The following is a 26,046-nucleotide window of genomic DNA, read 5'->3' as shown; positions in this document are numbered from 1 at the left end:
GTAAAAAAACGATCTAGATTCATCTAGCATTGTACATTACTAATATATTGAATAATCATCAAATTATATAGAAAAGTCGTAAAACAGTAACCATTCTAATCATACTGTGATAATGACGCGCTCAAGTGGCAATAAGTTATAAGCTAACAGAATGGTTTGGTAATAGTTATTCATTGTTTCTTATTGATGATCCAGAAAATACCAACGATATTCCTCATTTCTGGTTTTAGTTTTAATCTGGCGAGCAATACCATCACTAAGCATCAATTGACCTAATGTTAATTAACCCCAGCTAAAGATAGTCAAATCTAATCGCTCTCGCCGTGAATAAACAAAAAAGGCCTACTCAATGTAGACCTTTCATGTGTTTTTCAACTAGAAAACAAGCTTAACCGACTGTTATCTCTTTATGCTCATCGGCTTTTTTACCGCCCCTCTTCGCTAAGGCATAGTAAAACAGTGGCGTTAGGATAAGACCAAATACAGTCACCCCAATCATACCAGCGAATACTGCCACGCCCATGGCTTGGCGCATCTCGGCGCCCGCACCAGTGGAGAACACCATAGGCACTACTCCCATAATAAAGGCGATAGATGTCATCAAGATAGGACGTAAACGTAATCTTGCTGCCTCTAATATCGCCTCCATAGGTGCCATACCATGGTCTTGTTTCTCTTTCGCGAACTCGACAATCAAGATAGCGTTTTTAGTCGCCAGCCCCACCAGCACTATCAGGCCAATTTGGGTGAAGATATTATTATCACCACCATAAATCAGCACACCACTGAGGGCTGAAAGTAAGGTCATTGGGATGATTAAGATAATCGCCAATGGCAAGCTTAAGCTCTCGTACTGGGCGGCTAGCACCATAAACACTAAGATGATCACCAGCGGGAAAACCAAAAGACCCGTATTGCCCGCGAGAATTTGCTGATAAGTCAGCTCGGTCCACTCATAAGTCATACCATTAGGTAACGTTTCAGCCAAAATTTTCTCAATCGCCGCCTGCGCTTGGCCTGTACTCACTCCTAGCGCTGGACCACCGTTAATTTCAGCGGTCGTGAAACCGTTATAGTGCATCACTCTGTCTGGGCCTGAACTTTGGCTGACGTTGATGAACGAACCCAGCGGGATCATGTCACCATTCAGATTCGGCACCTTTAGCTGACTTATCTGTTGCGGACTTTGGCGGAACGCCTCGTCGGCTTGCATATTCACCTGATAGGTTCGACCGAACCGATTGAAGTCGTTGACATAGGTCGAGCCCATATAGGTTTGTAATGTCTGGAAGATTTGATCGAGCGACACTGCCTGCTGTTTCGCTTTAGTCCGATCGATATCCAGTTCAAGTTGCGGCACATTCACTTGATAGCTAGAGAAAACTCCAGCTAACTGAGGATCGGTCCACGCCTTGTACATCACTTGTTGGGTCACCTGATACAAGGCCTCATAACCAAGGTTGGCTCTGTCTTGAATTTGCAGACGGAACCCTCCTATGGTACCGAGGCCTTGCACAGGTGGCGGCGGGAAGATGGCAATAAACGCGTCTTGAATAGCAGCAAATTGCTGATTCAATTGTCCTGCAATGGCATTCGCCGACAGTTCAGGACTGGTACGCGAGTCAAAATCATCGAGCGCAACAAACACCACGCCTGAGTTAGGACTATTGGTAAAACCGTTGATGCTAAGGCCAGGGAAGGCAATCGAGTGCGCTACTCCGGGGTGATTTAGCGCAATCTCAGACATCTTCTTGATCACACTATCCGTACGTTCAAGGGATGCCGCATCGGGCAACTGGGCAAAGGCCACTAAATACTGTTTATCTTGGCCGGGCACATAACCCGTTGGTGTATTGGCAAATTGCACTCCCGTTAACGCCACCATGCCTAAATACACTAGGCCGATAATGCCGCCAAAACGGATCACCTTACGCACTAACCAGCCATAACCATCGGATGCACGGTTAAATAAACGATTAAAAGGCACAAATAACCAAGCACCAAACAACTTATCCATTAGACGGGTTAAGCCGTCCTTAGGTGCATCATGACTCTTGAGTAACAGCGCCGATAATGCCGGACTTAAGGTCAGTGAGTTAATCGCCGAGATAAAGGTCGAGATAGTAATAGTCAAGGCAAACTGTTTATAGAACTGCCCGGTTAAACCGCTCATAAAGGCCGTTGGAATAAACACCGCCGCCAGCACTAAGGTGGTTGCCACAATAGGGCCAGTCACTTCCTTCATCGCCTTTTGCGTTGCCTCTACTGGGCTTAATCCTGCGGCAATATTACGCTCGACGTTTTCGACCACGACGATGGCATCGTCAACCACTATACCGATGGCGAGCACTAGCCCAAATAGCGACAAGGCGTTTAACGAGAAACCGAGCAAATGCATAAAGGCAAAGGTACCGACCAAAGACACAGGCACGGCCACCAGCGGAATAATCGATGCGCGCCAAGTTTGTAGGAATAGCACCACCACTAACACCACCAGCAACACGGCTTCGAGCAGGGTTTTTACCACAGCTTCAATCGAGCCACGCACGAACACTGTTGGGTCGTAAACGATTTCGTATTCGAGTCCTTCAGGGAATCCTTTAGACAGCTCAGCCATTTTGGCGCGCACATCGTCGGAAATCTGAATCGCGTTAGAACCCGATGCTTGGAATACAGGAATAGCGACCGCATCCTTATTATCGAGTAAAGAGCGCAGCGCATAACTCGTTGCACCGAGTTCCACCCGCGCGACATCTTTAAGGCGGATCACTTCAGCATTCTGACCAACTTTGATGATGATATCTTCAAATTCAGACAGTTCAGTTAAACGACCTTTAACGTTAATTAAAAGTTGAAAGTCAGCACTGCCACTGGGCTGCGCGCCTAAACTGCCCGCTGCTGCCTGTTGGTTTTGCTCGCGCACGGCAGCAATAATGTCTGCGGGTGATAAACCCAGCGCCGAGACTTTATTGGGATCGAGCCAAATTCTCAGGCTGTATTCGCCGGCGCCAAACAAACGTACCGCGCCGACACCGTTAATCCGTGCGAGCTCGTCTTTAACGTTTAACGCCGCATAGTTAGACAGATACAACATGTCGTAACGGTTATCCGGCGATAACAAATGCACCACCATGGTCAAGTCTGGCGATGATTTTTCGGTGACTATACCTAAGCGCTGTACTTCCTGCGGCAGACGGGGCATAGCGCGATCCACTCGGCTCTGCACTTGGGTTTGTGCCTTATCCACATCCGTGCCAATCGCAAAGGTGATAGTCAAGGTCATGCGTCCATCGGACGTCGCCTGCGATGACATATACAACATGTCTTCGACGCCGTTAATTTCCTGCTCCAGCGGTGAAGCCACTGTTTCGGCAATCACTTTAGGATTTGCGCCAGGATAATTAGCAGTGACCACTACCGTTGGTGGCACTACCTCTGGATATTCGGTAATAGGCAACTGCCAAACGGCAATCGCCCCAGTGATAAGAAACAGCAATGACAGTACGGCTGCAAATATCGGTCTTTTAATGAAAAATTGCGACAACATAGTGTGTTATTCCTTAACCGCGGCTCGCCGTTTCGACCGCTTGCGCCGTCAAATGCTCTTGATTTTTATCGAGTATTAACTGGGCTTGGCGCAGTGCCTCGAGCTTGTCGCTGTCGACCATGTCCACTATGTTTGGCTCAATTTGCATCTTAGGACGTACGCGTTGCATACCATTAACGACGATCTTGTCATCGGCCATCAAGCCTTGGGTTACAATGCGCAGTCCTTGGACTTTTTCGCCTAAGGTCACACCGCGATATTCGACCGTGCCATCATGAGCGACGACCAGCACAAACTTATTATTGAGATCTGTGCCAACCGCTTTATCGTCAATCAAGATCCCCTCATAGGCGCCACTGCCCGCAGTACGAAGACGCGCAAACAAGCCTGGCAATAGGTTATTGTCTTCATTGTTAAAAGTCGCACGAACTCGAATAGTACCCGTCTGCTTATCCATCGCATTATCCACAAAGTCGACCATGCCAATATGGTGATAATCGCGCTCATTGGCTAAAGCCATGTAAACAGGATTATCGCCAGCACGGGGATCGTTACGTTTGTTCTGCGCGGTTAACTTCACGTATTTAAGGTAGGTTTGCTCGTCCACATCAAAATAGGCATACATGCTGGCGGTAGAGACTAAGCTGGTCAGCACACTCTGCCCTGCGGTGACATAGTTACCCGCAGTGACGTTAGCGTAGGATACGCGGCCATCAATCGGCGCTTGCACTTGGGTATAAGCTAAATCAAGCTCGGCGCGCATGAGTGCTGCTTTCACCGAAGCGACTGCGGCTGCAGTCTGACGTTTATTCGACTCACGGGTATCGAGTAATTCGGCCGAGACCGCCTTTTGGTCAAATAACTTATATGCCCGTTCAAAATCATTAGTGGCCAGTTGCTCAGCAGAGAGTGCGCTAGCAAGATCTGCTTTTAACCGGGCCACTTCCACTTCAAACACGCTTGGATCGATGCGAAATAACACTTCGCCTTTTTTCACTAAGGCGCCTTCTTTAAAATTTACTGAGTCGATATAGCCCGACACCCGCGGGATAAGGGTGACACTTTCTGGCGCCTGTAAACGACCGGTAAACTCATCCCATTCGGTGACTCGCTCATGCAATACCTGAGCGACATCCACCTTAAGCGCACTCGGTGCAGGTCCCTGCTGCGCTATTTGCTCACCACAAGCTGAAAGGACGAAAGCAGCCACAGCCGTTAACATCATTATTCGTAAAGGTTTGTTACTCATCATATTACTATCCTCAAAGTGGCGGGCATTTCACGCTGTTCGAACCACACACATGCAGCTGTGTTACAAACCAAACCAATTAAATACCGACTGGTAAAAAATATTCTGTACTGAACGGTAATATATAGCGTAAAATGATGCTGTCAACAAATTTATGTACCGAACGGTATTTAATTAAAAGTGTGCACTTACCCTAGGCAGGCAATGCGTCCAGAGGCAAAAGGCTACGAGTTTGAACTGCAAAGCATTTTGATGAATATTGAAGCAAACACTGACTAACGCAGATAACATGCTGAACTTAGGTGACACCTTGAATGACTAAGTAGACATATCCCCCTAAGTCCGTCATCAGTGGCAAGTGTGGCTGGACAGGGACTAAACCCATGTCTATCCTAGGGGCAATTGAGAATTGAGGAGCCTAATGATGTCAACCGTCACCCAGACGCCCTGTGTTGGTCGCCCACGAGCTTTTGACACAGACGATGCATTAGCAAAAGCCTTAGAAGTCTTCTGGCTTAAAGGTTTTGAAGGTACATCGTTAACCGATCTCACCCAAGCTATGGGCATTAATAAACCTAGCCTTTATGCCGCCTTCGGCAATAAAGAACAGTTATTTCTCAAAGCGATAGAATTGTATGAACAGCGCCCCTGTGCGTTTTTCTATCCCGCGCTTGAGCAGAAAACCGCCTATCTGGTGGTCGAGTCAATGCTACTCGGTGCGGCAAGCTCTTTGGTGGATAAAAGCCATCCACAGGGATGTTTGATTGTTCAAGGGGCACTGACCTGTAGTGAAGCAGGACAAGCGATTAAAGATACTTTGATTAATCGTCGCCGCGACGGTGAAATAGCCCTGTGCGAACGACTGCAACGCGCCAAAGATGAAGGTGATTTGCCCGCTGACGCCGATCCCTTGCTGCTTGCCCGCTATATAGGCACTGTCTTGCAAGGTATGGCCGTTCAAGCGACCAGTGGAATTTGCCCGAATGAACTGCGCAAAGTGGCCGAACTAGTGCTGGATAACTTTCCGCGTAATAATTAATCCTGATTCACTAATCCTGATCCACAAAAACTAAACCCCAGTAGAGTACTCACTTAACTGGGGTTTTATTTATGCTTTGCTTTATTTCTGTCCAACCATTTACTTCTGTCCAACCAAGAGTTCTCTAAACAGTTGTCTGAGTCGTTTCAATAATGGCAGGCTGCTTTTATCTTGATGCTGGATCACATCGACGTTTGCATGCCAGCCTATCTGCTCAAATTCTATGGGGACGCGAGTTAAGTTACCCGATGAAACTAAATTGGACACCATATGCTCGGGCAATAGACACCAACCATGGCCCTGTAATGCGAGCTCCAATAACACGTAATAGTTATCGGCATACCAAACATCAGGACTGAACGCCTGCTGAAAACTACTGGTTTTAGTATTCCGTGAGCGGATGAGTAATTGTCGATACAGTCGCAATAAGTCCATGTTCGGTGCAACTGATTTTGCTAAGGGATGCGAACTCGCCACATAAAGATCGAATTGAATCACCCCAATACTCTCAAAATCTATACTACTTGGCATAGATAATTCACTAAAAATCAATCCTGTAGATGCTCTTCCCGAATGCACCATGTCGATAATATCTATGCTTGAGGCACTGAGAAACTCGAGTTCGATATTAGGGAAATCACCTTCTAACAACCGAATAATTTCAGATATTCTCTGTATCGGAATGCCTTCATCCATCGCAAGGCACACTTCTGAAGATTGACTACTGAAGAGCGATAAGGCGGTATGTTTGAGCCTACGATGTTGAAGAATCGTCGCTCTTGCGTAGGGCAGTAATTTACTACCTTCGGCCGTTAATACCGGATAACGACCCGAACGGTCAAATAACTCAACCCCACAGTCAATTTCAAGATTCATCACATGCTGGCTAATCACGGATTGTGCTTTCTTAAGTTGCCTTGCAGCATTCGAAAATGAACCCGATTCTACGGTTTCCATAAAGGCTTCGAGTTGTTCGAGACTAAACATATCGCTTTTACCGATACTATCTAACTATAACTTATCCCTATACTAGATAAAATTATGGCCATAGTCACATTAAATGAATGGGAAATAGCCATGAAAACGACAGAACGTATCTTTAACGCCTTACTCTTTGAAGCGATTGCACTCGCTATTATTATCCCCTTTTCTGCCCTTATATCAGGCAAGGGAACCAGTGAACTTGTCATAGTTGGTATCGCTTTGAGTCTTTATACCGTGGTATGGAACTACTTCTACAACCTAGGATTCGACAGGGTATTTGGGGCAAATCGAGAGCAACGCACTTTGAAAACCAGAATACTGCATACCTTTGGATTTGAAGGGGGACTTATTTTCATTAGCATACCGACCATCGCCTGGTTTCTACAGATAGGTTGGTTGGCAGCCATGGGCTTAGAAGCGGTTTTTTTGATCTTTTTCTTCTTCTACAGCACCCTATTCCATTGGTGCTATGACAAGTATCAGCCCTATAAGACTTGGTTTACTATGCAAGCCACTAAGGTCAAATAGCGCAGCTAAGATCAACACACATCACCATCAAACGAACCTCACTAAGCAATTTAGCGATTCGTTTGATGGCAACATTGAAACTTATCCATTTCAATTTCTTCTACTTAGCAAGAAAGCTAAGCCAGTTCATGTGTTGCCCAGCGTAAAATTCCCCTTAAACACAGTACATAAAAATAATAGACCCGCACACAGTAAACTGAGGTTGTTGAAATATCCTATAAACGTCACAAAAGGACTAACTATCAGTAATTAATATTCAAATCATTAGTCTAGATATAATTCTTTATGCTATAAAAGCCATATATTAAGCGGGGAGATGGAAGCAAAATGCGCGCAGGGAACAGAATGAGGCTCAGGATGCAGCAGGCATTAAATTTGCCGTCAGCATTGATACTTAGCATCGTTTTATTGCTCGTATCCATTATTTGTAACATAGCACTCGCTAAAGAAAGCAATGCAATACAAGCAGAATCGCAACCTCAAGCCATAACCTTAGCCGCAGAAGACAGTTGGCCACCTTTCGCCAATCAGTTTGGTCAAGGTATTTCCCATCGTTTAATCCAAGCCGCATTTAAACAGTCGCATATTGAAGTGAATAGCTTAGTTGTACCCTACTCCCGCGCCTTAATGATGGCGGAAAAAGGTGCAGTTGATGGGGTGTTTAACGTCACCCGCGAGAACAGTACTGAGCAACGCTTCATCTTTGGAAACACCCCATTATTTATCGCCACGGCTTCTTTTTATCAAAAGAAACAAAAACCTATTCTGGCAGACAATAAATGGGCGCTACCTAAAGGCACCGTTATCGGCGTGATTAAAAGCTATGAATATGGCGATGAGTTTCCCAAATTAGTTAAACAGCAACAGCTCAATATCGTCACCGTCGCCAACCAACAACAGCTCATCAATTTATTATTGATTGGTCGCATAGATGCCGCCTTGATGTTCGACTTAGTCGCGAAGGAAAACCTGAAAAAAATGGGGGTAGATGATGAGATTATTCCTGCATTTGCTAACCACAGCAGCGATATTTTTTTGGCCTTCTCGAAAGGAAATCCACAAGCACAAACCTTAGCAAGCCAACTCGACGCTGGCTTATCACAGCTAAAAGCCACAGGCCAATACGACAAACTGCTCTTAGTCGCTGACTAATCCACTATCGCTACAAGCGAATGATAGATTACCGCTGCGAGCGAATGATCTCTTGATTCACCCAATATAACAGTTGCTTAATAGCCTTCGACAGGATCTGATTCTGGCGCACAATATAACCTAAACTCGTAGTAGGGAATTGCGGTAGAGGAGTGACTTTAGTGGTGAGATTCGCCTTAGTGTAAACCGAAAATTCCGGTACGATAGCCACACCAAATCCCGCCTCAGCCCAATCGATTTGCGCGTCAACACTGCCGACTTCCATTATTCTGTAATTCGATAAGTTCAGCGACGGCAATGCGGGATCTAACAATTCGCGGGTTCGCGTATCGTGTCCTAATAAAATCAACGTCGGTTGCTCGGCTAAGGGCGTATCCACAGAGGGTTTTGCCTGCTGCCATTGCTGTAAATTATCTCCGATTGCACACCATTTAATCTGTTGTAGCTCAGTAAAATGCAGTGGCTGACTTTCCTTCTGCGCAATCACAAACCCTAAATCGGCCTCGGCATTTTTCACCAATTCAGAGGCTTGTGATGAGGTTGTGTTGAGCAGTGAGAAATCTATTCCCGGAAACTCCGCCTTAAAGAGCTGAAACGGCTGGATCAACAATAACCGCGAGATAATGTCGCTGGCGGCAATGGTCAAGGTGCCTTGGCTAAGGTCATTAATCGCATTGAGATCCGCCTGACAAATTTGCAGCTCCATTAACGTCTTCTGACTGCTCTCTAACAGGCGAAATCCCGCTTGCGTTAATCGAAAGGGATTACGGTCAATCAACTTGACTCGAGTGCTTTGCTCTAACTGCTTAATATGCAAGCTAACATTGGGCTGCGTCATGTGCAGCGCTGTGGCCGCTTTCCCAAAATGCTTGTATTCAGCCAAAGTCACGAAGGTCTTTAACCAATGGATATCGAGCATCACGTCACCTTTTGCAAAGTATTAGAGTTAATGATAGCCAATGATATATGAAATTCTTATTGGGATGATAACCATAATTAATTTCTCTTATTCAAATGACGGGTCTAGCATAGCGTCTTAATCAATGAGGAGATGTTGTTATGCCGTCGATCGTGGTTGTGGGTGCAAATTGGGGTGATGAAGGCAAAGGCCGCATCGTAGATTATTTAGCCGCGGATGCCGCTGCCAGTATTCGCTTTCAAGGTGGTAACAACGCTGGCCATACCGTCGTCAACGACTATGGCACCTTTAAATTACACCAATTACCAAGTGGCATTTTCAACCCTAACTGCGTTGCAGTTTTAGGCCCTGGCATGGTGATCAGTCCTGAAAAACTCAGTGTAGAAATTGCTGAAGTGCAAGCGGCTGGCATTGAAGTCAAATTATGCATTTCTGACCGTGCTACCTTGTGCTTACCTCTACATGCATTAGAAGATACCTTAGAAGAACAACGTCTTGGCGACCTCGCCTATGGTTCAACCCGTCAAGGGATTGCACCAGCCTATGGCGATCGCGTGATGAAAAAAGGCATTTTAGTCGGCTGGTTAAACCAACCTGAAGTGCTGCAAGAGCGTATTCAATTTATGCTCGACTGGAAATTACCGCAGTTAAAAGCACTTTATCCAAGTTGCGATTTTAATCAAACCGCCGCCGAAATGACCGCATGGTTATTAGAAGTGACGGCACCTTGGCGTCCGTTTATTTGTAACGTGACAGAGCCATTAAAAGCATTACAAAAACAAGATGCGAGCTTACTGTTTGAAGCGCAATTAGGTGCTGGCCGCGACTTAGTCTACGGCGAATATCCTTATACCACATCTTCAAACGTGACTGCGGCTTACGCGGGTATCGGCAGCGGTTTACCAGCTCTGCGTCCAGAGCGCGTAATTGCTGTCGCGAAAGCCTTTAGCTCATCAGTCGGCACAGGTACGTTAGTGACCGCAATGGAAGAGCAAGACGCCTTCCGCGAAAATGCCAACGAGTTTGGTGCAACGACAGGCCGTCCACGTGACATGGGTTACTTCGACGCTGTTGCCACCCGTAATGGTGTTGAGCTACAAGCAGCAACCGAAATTGCCCTGACTAAGATTGATTGTCTTTCTGGTATGAAAGATCTGAAAATCTGTGTTGCCTATGCTGGTGAACACACTGAGAACCCAATTTGGCCACAAACTGCTGCGTTAAGCCCAGTGTATGAGCAAATGCCAAGCTGGAGCGAAGATATTACCGGTTGTCGCACCTTCGAAAGCCTGCCAGTCGCCGCACAACAATATGTTGAACGTATTGAAGACTTAATGGGTGTGCGCGTTAGCATGGTTTCTGTTGGGCCAGAGCGCGATCAAATGATCATTCGCTAGTAAACAACGTTTACCCTACAAAAAAGCCATATTCGCCTCGGTGAATATGGCTTTTTACTTTGATATGGTTTGTCATTGAAGAATCACTCAAGACGTTGATAGCGATGACTCGAATACCCCATATTCAAATATCACCACTAAATGAAATGGCATTACTCTTCGAATACGTATTTATCTATCATACCGACCATACGACCAATTTCTGGTTTAGTAATGGTATCGTTAGCACCTAATGCCATCGCCTTTGCGCGGTTATCTTCACTCATTAAAGAGGAAAACATCACAATGGGCATTTGTCGATACGCCTTGGATTCTCTTAAGCGTTTCACCAAATGCATGCCATCCATGCGAGGCATCTCAACATCCGTAATAATGGCGCTGACAAAATCAGAGATCGAAGCATTATCTTGGTCAGCAAGATTCTCAAATTCCATTAGCATTTCAAGGGCATCACCACCATCTTTGGCTGTGATAATGTTGTAACCTGCGCTGCGAAGGGTATTTTCGATCATCTTACGAATAAAAGCGGAATCATCGACAATTAAAATCGTTTTCGCTTCACGTTTCGCCAGCATTTTATCATTGATCAGTACACTTCTATCGAGCGTGACATCGTACTTATCCATACTCAGTTCAGGATTGATATCGGCAATAATCTTCTCAAAATCCAATATCATAATGAGCATGCCATCACGGCGCACTACGGCAACGACACAATCATTTTCACCCGCTTCTAAAAATTGACTCGGCGATTCAACTTGCTCCCACGACACTCTATGGATGCTACGAACACTATCGATTAAAAATCCATTAATCATCTTATTAAAATCAGTCACTATGACCACTTTGTGGGTTAAATCCTCTGGTGTCGATATTCCGAGCCAACCGGCAAGATCGACCAAAGGAATCAACTTTTCTCGCAGCGAGAACACCCCAACCATGTGCCGCTGGGCATTGGGATAATCTGACGTTTCTGGCACCCTAATTACTTCTCTCACTTTGGCGACATTAATACCGTAATGGCACACTTTATGGCCACCATTGGGAAGTGTCTTATGTAGATGAAACTCAATAATTTCGAGTTCATTTGTGCCACTCTCTGTCAATATTTCTGATTTTTTAATTTCGCTCATATAAAGCTCTCAACCTAGCAAATCAACGTAAGAAAGGGATTGCAGTTATCAGTATAGGAAGGGATTAATGAATTAGGCACGATAGTGTGATTTTACTGCCTGATTAGCGTGATATTTTTTGGGTAACAAGCATTTTATCTATAAGCAGAAAAGCGTCCCATAATCGAATCTAATGACGATTTCAGTCGTCACATTGTCAATCATGTCCAGATTAAGCATCGCCGTTGCCGACCTAAAGTAGTCTGCAGATTTCCCTTAACAGCGCTTTTGCCTCTCCGCATTAGAGGTTTTGTTTTAAGAGATAAGCCGCTAAACTATCGCGCAATAAAACTATCTAGCATAGCCGTAGCCCATGCCGCAATTTAGCCCGACCTTTTCTTTCCCAGTGCAAATCTACTATGAAGATACTGATTTTTCTGGCGTGGTGTATCACCCCAACTTTTTGAAATACTTCGAGCGAGCCCGTGAGCATGTGATTGGTGCTGAGCGTTTAAGTGCATTATGGCAACAAAACCAACTGGGTTTTGCTGTGTATCGTAGCGATATGCTATGCCATGAGGGGGTGGAATTTGCCGATATTATCGATGTACGGACTAAATTTTACTTTGAGAGCAAGTATCGCACTGTGTGGCTACAGGAGATTTGGCGCCCGCAGGGCAAAAAGCCTGCTGTCACTGCAACCATTGAAATGGTGTGTATGAATCAAGCCCGTCAATTAGCGCCTATGCCGGCAGAGTTAATCGCCATATTAAGTCTTGGTTTCACATCAAGCGAATAAAGCTAATACTCTTACATACAAGTACACGCGCGATTTCCCGAGCTTATTTCGACATAAGCAAAGGCAACAAAAATCACTCAAGCGATAACTGGACAGTATTAAGGCTCAACTGCAAGCCTTAATACTCTTGATTTAACGAGCATTTGATTTGACGAGCATTTGATTTAACGAGCGCTTACTTTAATGAGCACAAAGTTTAGATTGTATTATGTAGTTGGGCCCAGTTCATTTCGAGTTCGGCGGCACTCATGGGCTTCGCGTAATACATGCCTTGTATAGTATCAACCCCCATAGCCACTAACCTATCTCTAATCTCAAGCGTTTCAATTCCTTCAACAGTTACCTCATAACCGAGTTTTTTGGCGATATTAATACTGGCTTCGAGGATGTATTCCGACGGTTTATCCTGCTCTAGATCCTTTAAAAAAGCTTTATCGATTTTGACTTCATTGACGGGTAAATGCTTTAAATAAGCTAAGGAAGAATGACCCGTACCAAAATCATCAATTGCAAGTCTAACCCCTAAGGCACGTATCTTTCCTAACGTCTCGACAGCCTTAGTCAAATCCGCCATTAAAGTGCTTTCAGTAATTTCTATCATCAAGGATTCGGGTGGGAGCTGGTAATAGGCTAATCTTGCAGCAATTTCTTGGGGTAAGGTTTCACTGTCAAGATCCCGTGTCGACAGGTTAACTGCAACACACAATTGTATCCCCGCCGCGCGCCATTTTGCCTGCTGTGCTAAAACCTGATCGAGTGCCCATTGGCTGACTAAATCAATCATGCCAGCATATTCAGCTAAGGGAATAAATTCTCCAGGAGAAATAATCCCGAGTTCGTCATGCTCCCAACGCATTAAGGCTTCAACCTGAAAACATCGACCCGTTACAATGTCCTGTTTAGCTTGATACACCATATATACTTGATTACGTTGCAAACCTTTAGGCAAACTATCGATAATTTTCAGTTCTCTTAACTGACGAATATCATCATTTTGGGCATAGTATGCAATCGCGCTACGAGAATGGCGGGCTTTCTTCAGCGCCAAATCGACTCGACGTAGCATCTGACTCGTGTCGGCATGGTGTTCTTGTAAATGCAGACAACCGATTTGAAGCTTAACGCTGACGGGTGTGTTCTTAATGTTAAAAGGCACTTGCAACCGCCCTCTTAAGTGGACTAATTGCTCCTCAGTCAACGCTTGCTCGTAATATAAACAGAATTCATCACCATTGAGGCGTGCGATTAATCTCGGGGATAAACTTAAGCAGTTTAAGCGTTCGGCAAATTGCTTCAGCAGGATATCGCCAAACACAAAACCAAAGAGATCATTCACATAGCGAAATCGATAAATATCAATTAGCACTAATGTCCCTTGAGTCAGCGGCATCATGCCAGTAAGAGTACGTTTCAAGCCGACACGATTAACTAGTCCTGTTAGCTTATCCTTACCCACACTTGCCGGTAACGCCTTTAATAATTCATCTAAGGTATGGTAGAGAGGAGCAAACGCTTGGGGGACGATGCCAATGTCTAAAGCTTGGCGTTCAACCTTTTGCTGCTCTAGCTGGGTACAAAGCTGTGCTAAGAATTTTTGCTGCGACCGTAAAGATCTGTATTTTGCCTGCAGGATATACAATGAGAATATCAATAAAGCGAGAGAAGCGACAACTAACCCGATTACGAACATACCTTGGCCTCTGCCATACCACGTAAGCTTTTTCTCAAATGACACGATAAAAGATATCAGCGCCATTTGAATTCCATTTAGGCCTAACGATTATTGGTAACTTTCTCTAATTGAATGGAATTTTTCCATAAACTCATCACTGGCTAAATCATCGGTCGTCACAGGTAATCCACGGGCGACAAACACACCGAGACGTTGCTCTAGTTCAGTGCCCGCTCGCAATTCACCAGTATAAAAGGCCGCTGCACGGATAAAGTCGAGATAGGTGACATGATCGGGTAGATAAGGTAAATCAGCCCAACGCTCAACCACTTCCATCACTTCGGTAGAGAAATCCCAACTTTTTAAAACAGCACGACCCAAAGGCCCCTGCATTTTACGTACGAGTGCGCGTAATTGATCAATGCTAGTGAATAAATGGGGATGTGCCTCTGCTTCTGTCAATACAGGTAAGGCGCCAATGTTATGCACGAGTCCAGCTAAGGTTAAGGTATCAAAATTTAACCGGCTGGTTGAATGACGCTTATTGTACATCTGCAGCATGGCACAAGACGCAGCGGTTACATCGATTGAGGTACGCCACACTTCGTCCATGACTTCCCACACCATTTCATTGGTGGAAATGAACAATTGCTCCATCGCCACCGAAGTGGCAATGCTTTTAATCTGGATTAACCCAATACGAGAAACCGCACTGTTGATACTTTCAGCTGGCACGCCTCGGCTATATAGCGCGCTGTTGGCGACCTTAATAATACGCGCAGAAATCGCGGCATCTTGGCCGATCACTTCTGCCACTTGTTTAAGGCTCGCATCGGAGCGTCCAACCACTTCTTGCACCCGCATCGCCACTTCAGGCAAGGTCGGTAGTACTAAGGCATCGTCTTTTAGTTTTTTTAATAAACTGACTAACAGTAGATGTTCGGTAGACATCTTAACTCCCATCAATCTGTAAACATCAACATTGGATTGTTGGAGTATATCAGTTGGCTGTCATTAGATGCGTAGAAAAAACAGCAGACGTTAATAATTTGTATGATTGCGTTATCAATTTTGCCTTACTTATCTGTCTTGATCATCGACCTCAATCATCACTCAAGTTGAAATACTCCGCTCCAGTTGATCTAAGCCAAACTCACTATATTCGTAAAATGTGAAGTACTGCTAAAGTTAACTAAGGCAATTTGCATACCCCTACTTTCATTGTGTAAAATGCCGCCCCCGCGCACCGCGTCATTTATTAACCCATTTGAGAGTGATTATGTTTAAACCTGAGCTGCTGTCTCCAGCTGGAACCTTAAAGAACATGCGCTACGCCTTTGCCTATGGCGCAGATGCCGTGTATGCCGGTCAGCCAAGATATAGTCTAAGGGTACGTAACAATGACTTTAAAATGGAAAACCTTGCCACTGGGATTGAAGAAGCCCATGCACTCGGTAAAAAGCTGTATGTGGTGAGCAATATCGCGCCCCACAATGCCAAGCTAAAAACCTATATCAAGGACATGGAACCCGTAGTGGCGATGAAGCCTGACGCACTGATCATGTCCGATCCAGGTTTAATCATGATGGTGCGTGAAGCGTTTCCTGATCAAGTGGTGCATTTATCCGTGCAAGCGAATGCCATCAACTGGGCCTCGGTAAAGTTTTGGCAAACCCAAGGCATCAAACGCGTGATCCTGTCACGCGAATTGTCCTTAGATGAAATCGAAGAAATTCGTCAGCGCTGCCCCGATATCGAGCTTGAAGTGTTTGTGCATGGCGCCCTGTGTATGGCGTATTCAGGCCGTTGTTTACTCTCGGGTTATATCAACAAACGCGATCCTAACCAAGGCACCTGCACTAATGCTTGTCGCTGGAAATACGATGTACACGAAGCGCAGCAAAATGACAGCGGTGACATCATTGCCATGCCAAATGCGGTGCAAATTGAAACGCCAACGACCTTAGGCGCAGGCGCTCCCACAGATCAAATTTACCTACTACAGGAAGCCAATCGCCCCGGCGAATACATGCCCGCCTTCGAAGATGAGCACGGCACTTATATCATGAACTCTAAAGACTTACGGGCCATTCAGCACGTTGAGCGCCTGACTAAAATGGGCATAGACTCACTCAAAATTGAAGGCCGCACTAAGTCCTTCTATTACGTTGCCCGTACCGCACAACTGTATCGCCGCGCGATTGAAGATGCTTCATCGGGTAAAGATTTCGACCGCAGTCTAATGAATCAATTAGAAGGCCTAGCCCACCGTGGTTATACCGAAGGCTTTTTACGTCGCCATGTGCATGATGAATACCAAAATTATGACTATGGCTACTCAGTTAGTGACACCCAACAATTTGTAGGTGAACTGACGGGCAAACGTAATCTTGCAGGATTGGCCGAAATTGAAGTAAAAAACAAGTTCTCCGTTGGCGACAGTGTTGAACTGATGACACCGCAAGGCAATATCAGTTTGACGATTGAACAACTCGAAAATCGCAAAGCTGAAGCAGTTGAAGCCGGTTTAGGTTCTGGGCACACTGTGTATCTACCCGTGCCGAAAGAAGTCGATTTGAGCCACGGTATTTTGCTGCGTAACTTGCCCCAAGGTCAAGATACTCGCAACCCACATGAACTAGGTTAAGATCATGGCACTACTGATCGACGATAGCTGCATCAATTGCGACATGTGTGAACCTGAATGTCCTAATCAGGCCATCACTATGGGCGAAGAGATCTATGAAATCGATCCAGACCGTTGCACCGAATGTGTGGGTCACTACGACAAACCGACTTGCGTGTCTGTCTGCCCCATTGATTGCATCGACCCAGATCCAAACCGTGTCGAATCTAACGACGAATTGTTAGTGAAATTTGCCGTGTTAACGCAAAAAGCTTAATCACGTCACCTGACCGAGTGGCTATAATGCCTCTCGGTCAAATCTGCTCTAATACCTGCCATAACCTGCGCAAAACAATCCGCATAAAAAATCACAATAAAGATGCATTTAACGGTATGAGAAACCTTTAAATCGCTTAAATCCAAGCCTTTACTTCAGCATTAGTCAAAATACTACTTTAGACTGACTTCTTTTCAGCGGTGAATGTCAAAAAAGTAGCAGACTGAATTTATCGCTGCTTCACAGTTTGTGGTTCGGACAAAATGTCGCTTGATAAATCACCACTTTTACAAACTCGGTTGTTTTAATAGACTAATAGTTATTATTTTGACGCTTATTTGTACACCTCACTCTTTAGCTAAGTAAAAAGCCATCCACGGTCAAATTGTAAATCAAGTGTTACATTTTAACCTTGTAAATTAGATACGCCTTAAGCACCGAACTGGGCAGGTTGAAAATACCTTCTACATTAAATTATGTCTCGAAGTCCGTGGAGACATAAAAAGAAAATGGAGTTCAACATGCATAAGAAACATTTAATTGCAGTCGCGGTCGCAACTGGACTTGCTTACTTCCCTGTTAACGCTAATGAATACCAAGCGAGTATGGTAAGTGTCCCGCAATCTAAAGCCATCAAAGATACTTACATTGTTGTATTCAATACCCCAAGCGTTCTTAATCTAAGTAATAACAACACCATAGCTGAATTCGCGACGAAACAAGCCGAGAGTTTAGTCAACCAATATGATGTCACTGTGATGAAAAACTTTGGCAATGTGCTCAATGGTGTACTCATCAAGGCCAGCGCCCAACAGATTAAAGCACTGCGTAAAGATCCAAATGTGAAATACATAGAACAAGATCAAATCATGTCAGTAACGCCTATGGTTGAAGCCAATGCCAATCAACCGAGTCCGACCTGGGGCATAGACAGAATCGATCAACGAAACTTGCCATTGGATAGTAACTATCACACGGATTTCGACGGCTCTGGTGTAACCGCCTTTGTGATCGATACTGGCGTGCTTAATACTCACAATGAGTTTGGTGGTCGCGCCAGCAGTGGCTATGATTTTGTGGATAATGATTACGATGCGACTGACTGTAACGGCCATGGTACCCATGTGGCAGGAACTGTTGGCGGTGCTACCTACGGTGTGGCTAAAAACGTCAATCTTGTGGGAGTCAGAGTACTCAACTGTTCAGGTTCAGGTAGTAACTCTGGCGTGATTGCAGGGATAAACTGGGTGAAAAACAATGCTTCCGGCCCCGCCGTCGCAAACATGAGTTTAGGAGGCGGCGCCTCCCAAGCAACTGATGATGCAGTCAATGCCGCAGTTGCCGCAGGGGTCACTTTCGTAGTGGCGGCGGGTAACGACAACAGCAACGCCTGTAATTACTCACCCGCACGGGCGATAAATGCCATCACAGTTGGTTCAACCACCAGTAACGATTCCCGCTCGAGTTTTTCTAACTTCGGGACTTGCCTTGATATCTATGCGCCTGGTTCGAGCATTACGTCCGCTTGGTATAACTCGAATTCAGCGACTAATACCATAAGTGGTACCTCAATGGCTGCCCCACATGTGGCAGGCGTTGCCGCATTATACTTAGATGAAAATCCAAATCTCTCTCCCGCACAGGTGACAAACTTACTCACGACGCGCGCCACGTCAAATAAAGTTACAGACGCTAAAACAGGTTCACCCAATAAATTACTCTTTTCACTCGCAGGCGATGATGGTGGCTGTGGCAATAATTGCCCCGTCGATGAAACACCGCTGCAAAATAATGTGGGTGTCGCAATCAGTGGTGCCACAGGTTCTGCGACGTATTACTACATTGATGTCCCAGTCAATGCGGCAAGTTTAGGGATCAATCTAGCGGGTGGTTCTGGTGATGCGGATATTTATGTCAGCCAAGGGCAAAAACCGACGACAACAAGCTACCAATGCCGCCCCTATCAAAATGGCAACAACGAGAGCTGTAATTTCACCACACCTACGACGGGTCGGTGGTATGTGATGGTGCAAGGCTATAATAATTACGCCAATGCCCAACTGACAGCCAGCTATAACCTGAATGGTGGCGGAAGCTGCACCGATGCAAACTGCTTAACCAATGGCGTACCTGTCACGAATTTAAGCGGGGCAACTGCAACAGAGAAACTTTATAAGATAGTGGTTCCAGCCAATAGCCAACTCAACATTGCCACCAGTGGCGGAACTGGAGATGTAGACCTGTATGTCAAAGCAGGCACTACCCCAACGACCACCAGCTATGATTGCCGTCCCTATAAAAATGGGAACAATGAAAGCTGTTCGATTACCGTGACTCAAGCGGGAACTTACCATGTGATGTTACGCGCTTATTCGAGCTACTCGGGACTACAACTGAGTGCAAGCTACTAACTCATTGACCAAAAGTTTAAATAAAAATAAGCCCACTAAGATAACAACTTAGCGGGCTTCTTTATGGAATTAGCAGTGTGTAGTCTCACTACATAAAGTTAAAAGCTTGGGGATTTGGCGAGAATAATTGTCGGTTTCGCTTCAATTTGCAGACGCTCAATCACAGCGGCAAGCTTTTCAACACTAAGACGAATTGGGGCTGGCATACTGGCAAATTCGATACTTAGCAGCAGGTTTTTCACTTCGAGTCCTAATTCAGTATCACCTTGAATACTCAGCTTACGCTGGAAGAATAGCGTGTCGGGATCTTCCTTCGCCGCTGCCACTAACACTAGCTCAGCAGAGTTGGCACTGAAGGTCACCTGCGCATCGGTGAGCTCTCTGACTTGCCACTTGCCATTAAAACTGACTTCGAAGGCTAAGTTTATATCTTCCACTCGAATCGCGACCCATTTATCCATCAAAAATCCAAGCTCATCGTCAGCAGCTTGCTCGGCAAGTAAGAGTTCAAGCAATTGGCTGATGGCTTTTGCTTTGAGGCTAAACGGCATCTTAGCAAGGGGAAAGCCGATGGCTTTTGGGGTGAACTCTAAAAGTTGCTGAGCAAATTTTGCGAAAAAAACAGCGGACATAGCGGGAACCCTACAAGAATAAAACATGATATATCCCAGTTTATCGGGATTTTATGATCTTAAACCTGTTTTAAATCAATTCATCGCCATTCAATCTTACCTACACTCAGCGGCTATCATTTTATCGGGAGCATCACTATGGAGCTGTTGTGTCCAGCAGGAAATCTGGCCTCGCTAAAGTCGGCATTACATGCCGGAGCCGACGCTGTGTATCTAGGGTTAAAAGACGACACCAACGCACGCTCGTTTGCAGGATTAAACTTCACCCCCGCAAAATTGCAAGAAGCCACTGAGCTGACGCAAAAGCACGGCAAAAAAATCTTTTTGACCTTAAATACTTTTCCAAAGCCCGGTGAAGAGCATCGTTGGTATCAGGCTATCGATTTAGCGGCAAAACTGGGTATGGATGCATTAATTGTCGCCGATCTTTCTTTGCTCGATTATGCCCATAGGCACTATCCAAACCTGCCACTGCATTTATCGGTGCAGGCCAGTGCAACCAATCTGGGGGCGCTGAGCTTTTATAAGGAAGCCTTTAACATCGCCAGAGTAGTATTGCCACGGGTGTTATCCATGAAACAAGTACGGGATCTTGCTAAAGTCAGCCCAGTGGATTTGGAAGTATTCGCCTTTGGTAGTCTGTGCATTATGGCCGAAGGGCGTTGCCAGCTGTCATCCTATGTAACGGGCCAATCACCCAACACTGGTGGATCTTGTTCACCAGCAAAACACGTACGCTGGCAAGAAGAAGGACAGAACAGATTAACCCGGCTCAACGATGTGTTAATTGATAAATCGGCCCTCGACGAACAAATGGGTTATCCCGTGGTATGCAAAGGCCGTTACATCACAGCAGATCAAGATTCGCCGCAATATTTACTCGAATCACCAACCAGTTTGAATACCTTAAGCTTACTTCCAGAGCTAGCCAAAGCTGGCATAGTGTCGCTGAAAATCGAAGGACGTCAACGCAGCCCCGCCTATGTTGAACAAGTCACTCGAGTATGGCGTCAAGCCATAGACACCTATCTAAATAATCCAGCGCTGTACTCACAAAGCCAAAATCAACCCCATTGGGAACAAGCCCTAGCGAAAGTATCCGAGGGTCAGATCACTACGCTTGGCGCCTACGAGCGCGATTGGCAATAAAAGGTAAATAGAGAGCAAGATTGACAAAGGACACCTTATGAAGATTTCCCTAGGACCACTGTTGTATTGCTGGCAGAAACAGCAAGTCGCTGACTTTTACCAGCAAGTCGCCGCCAGTCAAATTCCCTTAGTGTATTTAGGTGAGGCGGTTTGTAGCCGCAGACGCGAACTCAAGTGGGGCGATTATCTAGAGCTGGCGCAAATGCTCAAGCAGGCGGGTAAAGAAGTCGTGCTTTCGACGCTGGCCTTAATCGAAGCGCCATCTGAATATACTGAGCTCAAACGCCAGGTCGATAACGGTGAATTTATCGTCGAAGCAAACGATATGGCGGCAGTGTATCTTGCCAAAGAGCGTAATTTGCCCTTTGTCTGCGGCGCGAGTATCAATAACTACAATCGCGCCAGTTTAGACATTTTACAGCAGTTTGGAATGCAAAGATTTGTGATGCCAGTGGAGCTATCTAAGGCTTGGTTACAACAAGTAATTCAAGAGCAGCCATCATTTGAGGTGGAAGTGCTCGGCCACGGCTATTTACCACTCGCCCATTCGGCGCGCTGCTTTACCGCTAGACACAAACAGCTCACGAAAGATCATTGCGAAACGGTATGCCGTGAATACAGTAAAGGACTACTCGCGCAAACCCAAGAGCAGCAACCTTTACTCAGGCTCAATGGAATTCAAACCCAATCCGCTAGCTGTTTAGATTTACGCAGTGAAATAGCGGCAATGACACAAATAGGGGTCGATGTGTTTCGAGTATCACCCAGTAGTCTTGACTGCATCACTAAAGCCAATGCTTTGGTCGATACGATTCAAGCGACTAAAAATACTCAGGATTTTTCGATGAATAGCAACCTTGGTATAACCCAGTGCAACGGTTATTGGTTTGGTGAAGCGGGCCTTGCTGTGCATGTGAATCCATAGCCTAAAGCTGAAGATAAGCCTAGATTTAAAGATAACTCAGCCAATGATTTTGGGATCTTGGCTGAAGCTTAACTGGCTAAAAAGCAGCACACTTGTCCAACACAATAAACTTCCCAGTCCAATCCATTCTAGTAGGGCTGGCCACCACAAAGTAGGACGCGGCAGTTGCAATACCATCTCCTGATAAAACGGTCTATCGCCTTCGGTCAAACCTAAATTGAGCTGTGGCGCATACAGAAACGTCAACATGCTACATAAGACTATTAACGCCAACAACCCAGTCCAACGGCCAAAGTTAGACTTGCCGAAACAGACCAAGGCTAAGTAGAAGATCGCACTCAAACTCCCCAGATAGAAAAACCATTTCAGCCCAAGAACATGCAAGTGATACACGTTCACCGGAAATAATCCCACGCTCGCTAAAGCCAGAAAAGTGAGAGCCAAACTGATAAAGAAAGGGTATCCCCAGCAAGAAGTTACCTGCTGCAAAGAAGACAAACAATAGAAAACGAGGCTTAAACTGCCAAAAAACAATCCACCGTTGAGAATGACAGCGAAAGACGAATGACCATAAGTCCCTAATTCACTTAGGGTGTGATTCAAAAAATTGAAGCGATGGAATTCAGAATCATCGAACCCCAAAACAGTAATGACAATGCCAATTAAAAGCCCAAAGATCCCCAAAAAACCAAACTTAATGGCCAGTGTTGAGCCGCCTTTAATCGTAACCTTCTGTACTTTTGCGATCATGAATACTAGAGCTGGATGGGAGTAATACTAACTTACATGGAAATGAGAAGATTTAAAGCGGCAGGTATCCGCTTTATGAATAATATTTTTACTTTCATCGTTATTTGCGACTTTTTAGTCAATCACAAAAGCATCAAGATAATGGAGAAGGTCACTTATAGAGATAAGTCGATTTAAAGGCTTATCGCATAAAAATGTGTCCTAGTGCCCAAGGCTCCTTAACATTACCGCGATATGCACAACAGGTTCTCGCCAACGCTATATAGCCAGAGTTATCTCTATTGCACTTTAAAATCGAACAGAAAACCAGCCAACATGGCGGTAGCGCTAAAGTTGTTGATGCATTTTTGTGCAGAAATAACATCTAGATAGTTTCACACACATCAGTAAACAAGTAATTAACCAGTCGTTAACCAACCTCAAGCGAGTGATGATAACGCCATGTTTAATAATGTTTTTATAGTAATGCAAGCCAATATAGCCACTCTTAATTTATCGACAACTGAAGTAAAATAACTATGCTGTTTTGCTGCTTATATCAAACTAACTAGCGAATCGTTTTACATAGAGAAGCTAAGCGAGTAATCTTCCCCATTCTCGTTTTTGAGTTGAATTTAAATGCACCTTAATTAGCGTCGACAGCTTCTTACGTGCGGCTATTTATTCAAATTTACCATGTACGACTCGTACTTTAAGGTGTACAACATTGGCTACTGAAAATAAAAACCGAAACATTAAGACGATACTCACCTTTATCGTCCCTTCGCTGATTGGTCTGCTGTTATTTATGACCCCTATCAGCTACAACGATGCGATCACAATTCCTATCGCTATCATATCTAAAGCACTGCAAGGCGCATTGAGCGGTGTGCTAACCCTCATAGTGACTATTATTGTTGTGACTACGGCGCTGTCCTCTTTGCTGTCAAAAGTGTTTAAGCCCACATTCGTTACGCAAAATCACTTCCTTAATGGTTTATTGAATGTCAGCCCTATGTGGTTGACGACTCGGATCTTAGGTGCAGTGTTTATCGTACTGACTTACTTAGGTTTAGGTCCAGAGATCATCAACTCCTCGAGCACTGGCGCATTAGTCTTAAACGACTTATTACCTGTGTTATTCTCGGTATTTATCTTTGCGGGTATGTTACTGCCGCTGCTGCTGAACTTCGGCCTACTCGAGCTCTTTGGCACACTCTTAACGAAAGTCATGCGTCCCGTGTTCAATCTACCGGGCCGTAGTGCTATCGATTGTATGGCCTCATGGTTAGGTGATGGCAGTGTCGGCATTTTGCTGACCAGCAAACAATACGAAGCCCGTTTTTATACCCAGAGAGAAGCCGCAGTTATTGGTACAACCTTCTCGGCGGTATCGATTACCTTCAGCTTAGTGGTGATCTCTCAAGTTAAGTTAGAGCATATGTTTGTGCCCTTTTATTTGACTGTGTGCCTCGCGGGTTTTGCCGCCGCTGTGATTGTGCCTAAGTTGCCACCATTATCGTGGAAGAAAGACAACTACATAGATGACACACCACGCATGCCAGATGATGAGCTAATCCCTGCAGGACATGGCGCCTTATCTTGGGGCTTTGATAAAGCCTTAGAAAAAGCCGCCAGTGCCGGTGGCATAAAAGCGGTCTTAAATGAAGGCATTAAAAACGTTGTCGATATGGTATTTGGCATTATCCCTGTGGTAATGGCCATTGGTACGCTGGCACTGATTATTGCCGAGCACACGCCCATATTTAACTATTTGGGTATGCCGTTTATTCCATTACTCGAATTACTGCATATTCCAGAAGCCACTGAAGCCTCTAAAACAATCGTGGTCGGTTTTGCGGATATGTTTATTCCGTCAATCCTTGCCAGCTCAATTGAATCAGATATGACCCGCTTTGTAATTGCAGCCTTATCTGTGACTCAGTTGATCTATATGAGTGAAGTCGGTGCACTGCTTATCGGCAGTAAAATTCCCGTCAACTTCGTTGAGCTTTTCGTGGTGTTTATTCTACGCACCTTAGTGACACTGCCTGTTATCGCAGGTGTAGCGCATTTATTGTTCTAACATTACGCTAGTTTGGGCCTAACGTAGGTTTTAATGTAAGTCCAACAAGCGTTCCAAAAAAGGGGAGTCAGATTAACTGACTCCCCTTTTTGCACTAACTCATACACGAACTGGCTGTTGTGATTATATAGCGTGACTTAATCGTACAATCTCCACTCGACACCACACAACTCACTTTTGGACAGAAGTACTTTAAAAATTTCTGGATAGCACTGCTGAAGGATCAAACTTGGTCATTTAATTCTTTAAGTGCTGGCTTATGATGAGCCATGGTATTCGCTCACCGACACGCAGCAAGTCCTATATGGACACCTCGAATAGATCAACCACTTTTTGAGTAACAGAAAGTAATACTGCGTACGTATATCCGACCTGTTTGTGAGAATCTTTGTTCTCTGGCCTTAATGAGAACCGCGCCTTTGCTGCTTATCGTCCTTTCGGAGTCATATGCTCCTTGTACTCTCTCAGCATCTGCAAAGGCCGGTATTACCTGTTACTTCATTATCTGTAGTATCTGTAGTCGTGTTTTTGGGGTGAGTTTAATACTCGATTTTTACATATTAACAAGGCCGATATTCGCTGCGATGAAACAGCATAGCCCAGATGATCCGCGCCAATTTGTTTGCAATTGCTACTGCCGCTTTCTGTTTACCTCGCCGCTCAATCACCTTTAAGGCCCATACGGAGATCCTGTCATTACTCTTACTTGCATAGCGAATAATCGACCAAGCTCCCTGGATCAGTTGCCGCCGCAGATAGCTGTTACCTCGTTTGGTTATGCCGCCCAATTTCTGTTTCCCCCCACTGGAAAAC

General features: G+C 45.1%; 21 protein-coding genes. 11 read left to right on the top strand and 10 right to left on the bottom strand.

Translation table 11 applies throughout. The features are described from left to right. Positions 1–388: 388 nt before the first annotated feature. Both L5L94_RS06255 and L5L94_RS06250 read right to left on the bottom strand, forming a co-directional pair. Positions 389–3,547, bottom strand: coding sequence for an efflux RND transporter permease subunit (locus L5L94_RS06255; protein WP_263161971.1), 3,159 nt, complete (start codon positions 3,545–3,547; stop codon positions 389–391). 13 nt (positions 3,548–3,560) lie between these two features. Next, positions 3,561–4,799 (bottom strand): efflux RND transporter periplasmic adaptor subunit, encoded by a 1,239-nt coding sequence (locus L5L94_RS06250; protein WP_263161968.1) that lies wholly within the window; start codon positions 4,797–4,799, stop codon positions 3,561–3,563. Between the two features lie 418 nt (positions 4,800–5,217). Between L5L94_RS06250 and L5L94_RS06245 the strand changes: the two genes are divergently transcribed. After that, positions 5,218–5,835, top strand: coding sequence for a TetR/AcrR family transcriptional regulator (locus tag L5L94_RS06245; RefSeq protein ID WP_263161965.1), 618 nt, complete (start codon positions 5,218–5,220; stop codon positions 5,833–5,835). 99 nt (positions 5,836–5,934) lie between these two features. On the opposite strand, the gene L5L94_RS06240 is transcribed toward L5L94_RS06245, so the two are convergent. Beyond that, a complete protein-coding gene (locus L5L94_RS06240; RefSeq protein ID WP_263161962.1) occupies positions 5,935–6,822 on the bottom strand; it encodes a LysR family transcriptional regulator in 888 nt (295 codons plus the stop codon). Between the two features lie 90 nt (positions 6,823–6,912). Here L5L94_RS06240 and L5L94_RS06235 point away from each other — a divergent pair, with 90 nt between their 5' ends. Then, the gene (locus L5L94_RS06235) at positions 6,913–7,347 is read left to right on the top strand and encodes a PACE efflux transporter (RefSeq protein WP_263161960.1); all 435 of its coding nucleotides are present in this window, start codon (positions 6,913–6,915) and stop codon (positions 7,345–7,347) included. 327 nt (positions 7,348–7,674) lie between these two features. After that, entirely contained in the window at positions 7,675–8,499 is an 825-nt protein-coding gene (locus L5L94_RS06230; protein WP_263161958.1) for a substrate-binding periplasmic protein, read from the top strand. Positions 8,500–8,527: 28 nt separating this feature from the next. Here the strand turns inward: L5L94_RS06230 and L5L94_RS06225 are convergent, their stop codons facing one another. Then, a complete protein-coding gene (locus L5L94_RS06225) occupies positions 8,528–9,418 on the bottom strand; it encodes a LysR family transcriptional regulator (RefSeq protein WP_028761417.1) in 891 nt (296 codons plus the stop codon). Positions 9,419–9,558: 140 nt separating this feature from the next. Here L5L94_RS06225 and L5L94_RS06220 point away from each other — a divergent pair, with 140 nt between their 5' ends. Continuing rightward, positions 9,559–10,815 carry an adenylosuccinate synthase gene (locus L5L94_RS06220; RefSeq protein ID WP_028761418.1) on the top strand — a complete coding sequence of 419 codons (1,257 nt, stop codon included), beginning with the start codon at positions 9,559–9,561 and terminating at the stop codon, positions 10,813–10,815. Between the two features lie 152 nt (positions 10,816–10,967). On the opposite strand, the gene L5L94_RS06215 is transcribed toward L5L94_RS06220, so the two are convergent. Then, a complete protein-coding gene (locus L5L94_RS06215) occupies positions 10,968–11,948 on the bottom strand; it encodes a chemotaxis protein (RefSeq protein WP_028761419.1) in 981 nt (326 codons plus the stop codon). Positions 11,949–12,300: 352 nt separating this feature from the next. Between L5L94_RS06215 and L5L94_RS06210 the strand changes: the two genes are divergently transcribed. Beyond that, on the top strand, positions 12,301–12,726 hold the full coding sequence (locus L5L94_RS06210; RefSeq protein ID WP_263161955.1) for a thioesterase family protein: 426 nt from the start codon (positions 12,301–12,303) through the stop codon (positions 12,724–12,726). A 196-nt stretch (positions 12,727–12,922) separates the two neighbouring features. Here L5L94_RS06210 and L5L94_RS06205 read toward each other — a convergent pair whose 3' ends face one another. Next, on the bottom strand, positions 12,923–14,416 hold the full coding sequence (locus L5L94_RS06205) for a putative bifunctional diguanylate cyclase/phosphodiesterase (RefSeq protein WP_263162279.1): 1,494 nt from the start codon (positions 14,414–14,416) through the stop codon (positions 12,923–12,925). A gap of 90 nt (positions 14,417–14,506) precedes the next feature. Continuing rightward, positions 14,507–15,349, bottom strand: coding sequence for an HDOD domain-containing protein (locus tag L5L94_RS06200; protein ID WP_028761421.1), 843 nt, complete (start codon positions 15,347–15,349; stop codon positions 14,507–14,509). 328 nt (positions 15,350–15,677) lie between these two features. On the opposite strand from L5L94_RS06200, the gene yegQ reads away from it, so the two are divergent. The 3 genes from yegQ to L5L94_RS06185 all read left to right on the top strand — a co-directional run bounded on the left by yegQ (position 15,678) and on the right by L5L94_RS06185 (position 19,712). Next, entirely contained in the window at positions 15,678–17,045 is a 1,368-nt protein-coding gene (gene yegQ / locus L5L94_RS06195) for a tRNA 5-hydroxyuridine modification protein YegQ (protein ID WP_105251727.1), read from the top strand. Between the two features lie 4 nt (positions 17,046–17,049). Next, positions 17,050–17,301, top strand: a complete 252-nt coding sequence (locus L5L94_RS06190) for a YfhL family 4Fe-4S dicluster ferredoxin (protein WP_006082676.1) — start codon at positions 17,050–17,052, stop codon at positions 17,299–17,301. Between the two features lie 521 nt (positions 17,302–17,822). After that, a complete protein-coding gene (locus L5L94_RS06185; RefSeq protein ID WP_263146936.1) occupies positions 17,823–19,712 on the top strand; it encodes a S8 family peptidase in 1,890 nt (629 codons plus the stop codon). Between the two features lie 98 nt (positions 19,713–19,810). Here L5L94_RS06185 and L5L94_RS06180 read toward each other — a convergent pair whose 3' ends face one another. Next, positions 19,811–20,344, bottom strand: a complete 534-nt coding sequence (locus L5L94_RS06180) for an SCP2 domain-containing protein (RefSeq protein WP_113939323.1) — start codon at positions 20,342–20,344, stop codon at positions 19,811–19,813. Between the two features lie 138 nt (positions 20,345–20,482). Between L5L94_RS06180 and L5L94_RS06175 the strand changes: the two genes are divergently transcribed. Both L5L94_RS06175 and L5L94_RS06170 read left to right on the top strand, forming a co-directional pair. Further along, a complete protein-coding gene (locus L5L94_RS06175; protein WP_113939322.1) occupies positions 20,483–21,493 on the top strand; it encodes a peptidase U32 family protein in 1,011 nt (336 codons plus the stop codon). 37 nt (positions 21,494–21,530) lie between these two features. Further along, on the top strand, positions 21,531–22,418 hold the full coding sequence (locus L5L94_RS06170) for a U32 family peptidase (protein ID WP_263161952.1): 888 nt from the start codon (positions 21,531–21,533) through the stop codon (positions 22,416–22,418). Between the two features lie 36 nt (positions 22,419–22,454). On the opposite strand, the gene L5L94_RS06165 is transcribed toward L5L94_RS06170, so the two are convergent. After that, entirely contained in the window at positions 22,455–23,168 is a 714-nt protein-coding gene (locus L5L94_RS06165) for a hypothetical protein (RefSeq protein ID WP_028761881.1), read from the bottom strand. A 706-nt stretch (positions 23,169–23,874) separates the two neighbouring features. Between L5L94_RS06165 and L5L94_RS06160 the strand changes: the two genes are divergently transcribed. Beyond that, complete coding sequence (locus L5L94_RS06160) at positions 23,875–25,233, top strand: YjiH family protein (RefSeq protein ID WP_173497515.1); 1,359 nt, start codon at positions 23,875–23,877, stop codon at positions 25,231–25,233. A 560-nt stretch (positions 25,234–25,793) separates the two neighbouring features. Here L5L94_RS06160 and L5L94_RS06155 read toward each other — a convergent pair. Then, positions 25,794–26,046: transposase (locus tag L5L94_RS06155; protein ID WP_263161948.1), on the bottom strand; the 253-nt coding region annotated here is incomplete at its 5' end.

Origin of the sequence: Shewanella sp. SM21 (assembly GCF_025654335.1) — a bacterium.
In the GTDB taxonomy this organism is placed as follows: domain Bacteria; phylum Pseudomonadota; class Gammaproteobacteria; order Enterobacterales; family Shewanellaceae; genus Shewanella; species Shewanella oncorhynchi.
The sequence above is the reverse complement of the archived record's forward strand: the minus strand, read 5'-3'. Positions and strand labels throughout refer to the sequence as shown.

Excerpts from the sequence above, each read along its gene's own strand:
- L5L94_RS06255 (WP_263161971.1), bottom strand. The coding sequence starts at position 3,547 with ATGTTGTCGCAATTTTTCATTAAAAGACCGATATTTGCAGCCGTACTG.
- L5L94_RS06250 (WP_263161968.1), bottom strand. The coding sequence starts at position 4,799 with ATGATGAGTAACAAACCTTTACGAATAATGATGTTAACGGCTGTGGCT.
- L5L94_RS06245 (WP_263161965.1), top strand. The coding sequence starts at position 5,218 with ATGATGTCAACCGTCACCCAGACGCCCTGTGTTGGTCGCCCACGAGCT.
- L5L94_RS06240 (WP_263161962.1), bottom strand. The coding sequence starts at position 6,822 with ATGTTTAGTCTCGAACAACTCGAAGCCTTTATGGAAACCGTAGAATCG.
- L5L94_RS06235 (WP_263161960.1), top strand. The coding sequence starts at position 6,913 with ATGAAAACGACAGAACGTATCTTTAACGCCTTACTCTTTGAAGCGATT.
- L5L94_RS06230 (WP_263161958.1), top strand. The coding sequence starts at position 7,675 with ATGCGCGCAGGGAACAGAATGAGGCTCAGGATGCAGCAGGCATTAAAT.
- L5L94_RS06225 (WP_028761417.1), bottom strand. The coding sequence starts at position 9,418 with ATGCTCGATATCCATTGGTTAAAGACCTTCGTGACTTTGGCTGAATAC.
- L5L94_RS06220 (WP_028761418.1), top strand. The coding sequence starts at position 9,559 with ATGCCGTCGATCGTGGTTGTGGGTGCAAATTGGGGTGATGAAGGCAAA.
- L5L94_RS06215 (WP_028761419.1), bottom strand. The coding sequence starts at position 11,948 with ATGAGCGAAATTAAAAAATCAGAAATATTGACAGAGAGTGGCACAAAT.
- L5L94_RS06210 (WP_263161955.1), top strand. The coding sequence starts at position 12,301 with ATGCCGCAATTTAGCCCGACCTTTTCTTTCCCAGTGCAAATCTACTAT.
- L5L94_RS06205 (WP_263162279.1), bottom strand. The coding sequence starts at position 14,416 with ATGTTCGTAATCGGGTTAGTTGTCGCTTCTCTCGCTTTATTGATATTC.
- L5L94_RS06200 (WP_028761421.1), bottom strand. The coding sequence starts at position 15,349 with ATGTCTACCGAACATCTACTGTTAGTCAGTTTATTAAAAAAACTAAAA.
- yegQ (WP_105251727.1), top strand. The coding sequence starts at position 15,678 with ATGTTTAAACCTGAGCTGCTGTCTCCAGCTGGAACCTTAAAGAACATG.
- L5L94_RS06190 (WP_006082676.1), top strand. The coding sequence starts at position 17,050 with ATGGCACTACTGATCGACGATAGCTGCATCAATTGCGACATGTGTGAA.
- L5L94_RS06185 (WP_263146936.1), top strand. The coding sequence starts at position 17,823 with ATGCATAAGAAACATTTAATTGCAGTCGCGGTCGCAACTGGACTTGCT.
- L5L94_RS06180 (WP_113939323.1), bottom strand. The coding sequence starts at position 20,344 with ATGTCCGCTGTTTTTTTCGCAAAATTTGCTCAGCAACTTTTAGAGTTC.
- L5L94_RS06175 (WP_113939322.1), top strand. The coding sequence starts at position 20,483 with ATGGAGCTGTTGTGTCCAGCAGGAAATCTGGCCTCGCTAAAGTCGGCA.
- L5L94_RS06170 (WP_263161952.1), top strand. The coding sequence starts at position 21,531 with ATGAAGATTTCCCTAGGACCACTGTTGTATTGCTGGCAGAAACAGCAA.
- L5L94_RS06165 (WP_028761881.1), bottom strand. The coding sequence starts at position 23,168 with ATGATCGCAAAAGTACAGAAGGTTACGATTAAAGGCGGCTCAACACTG.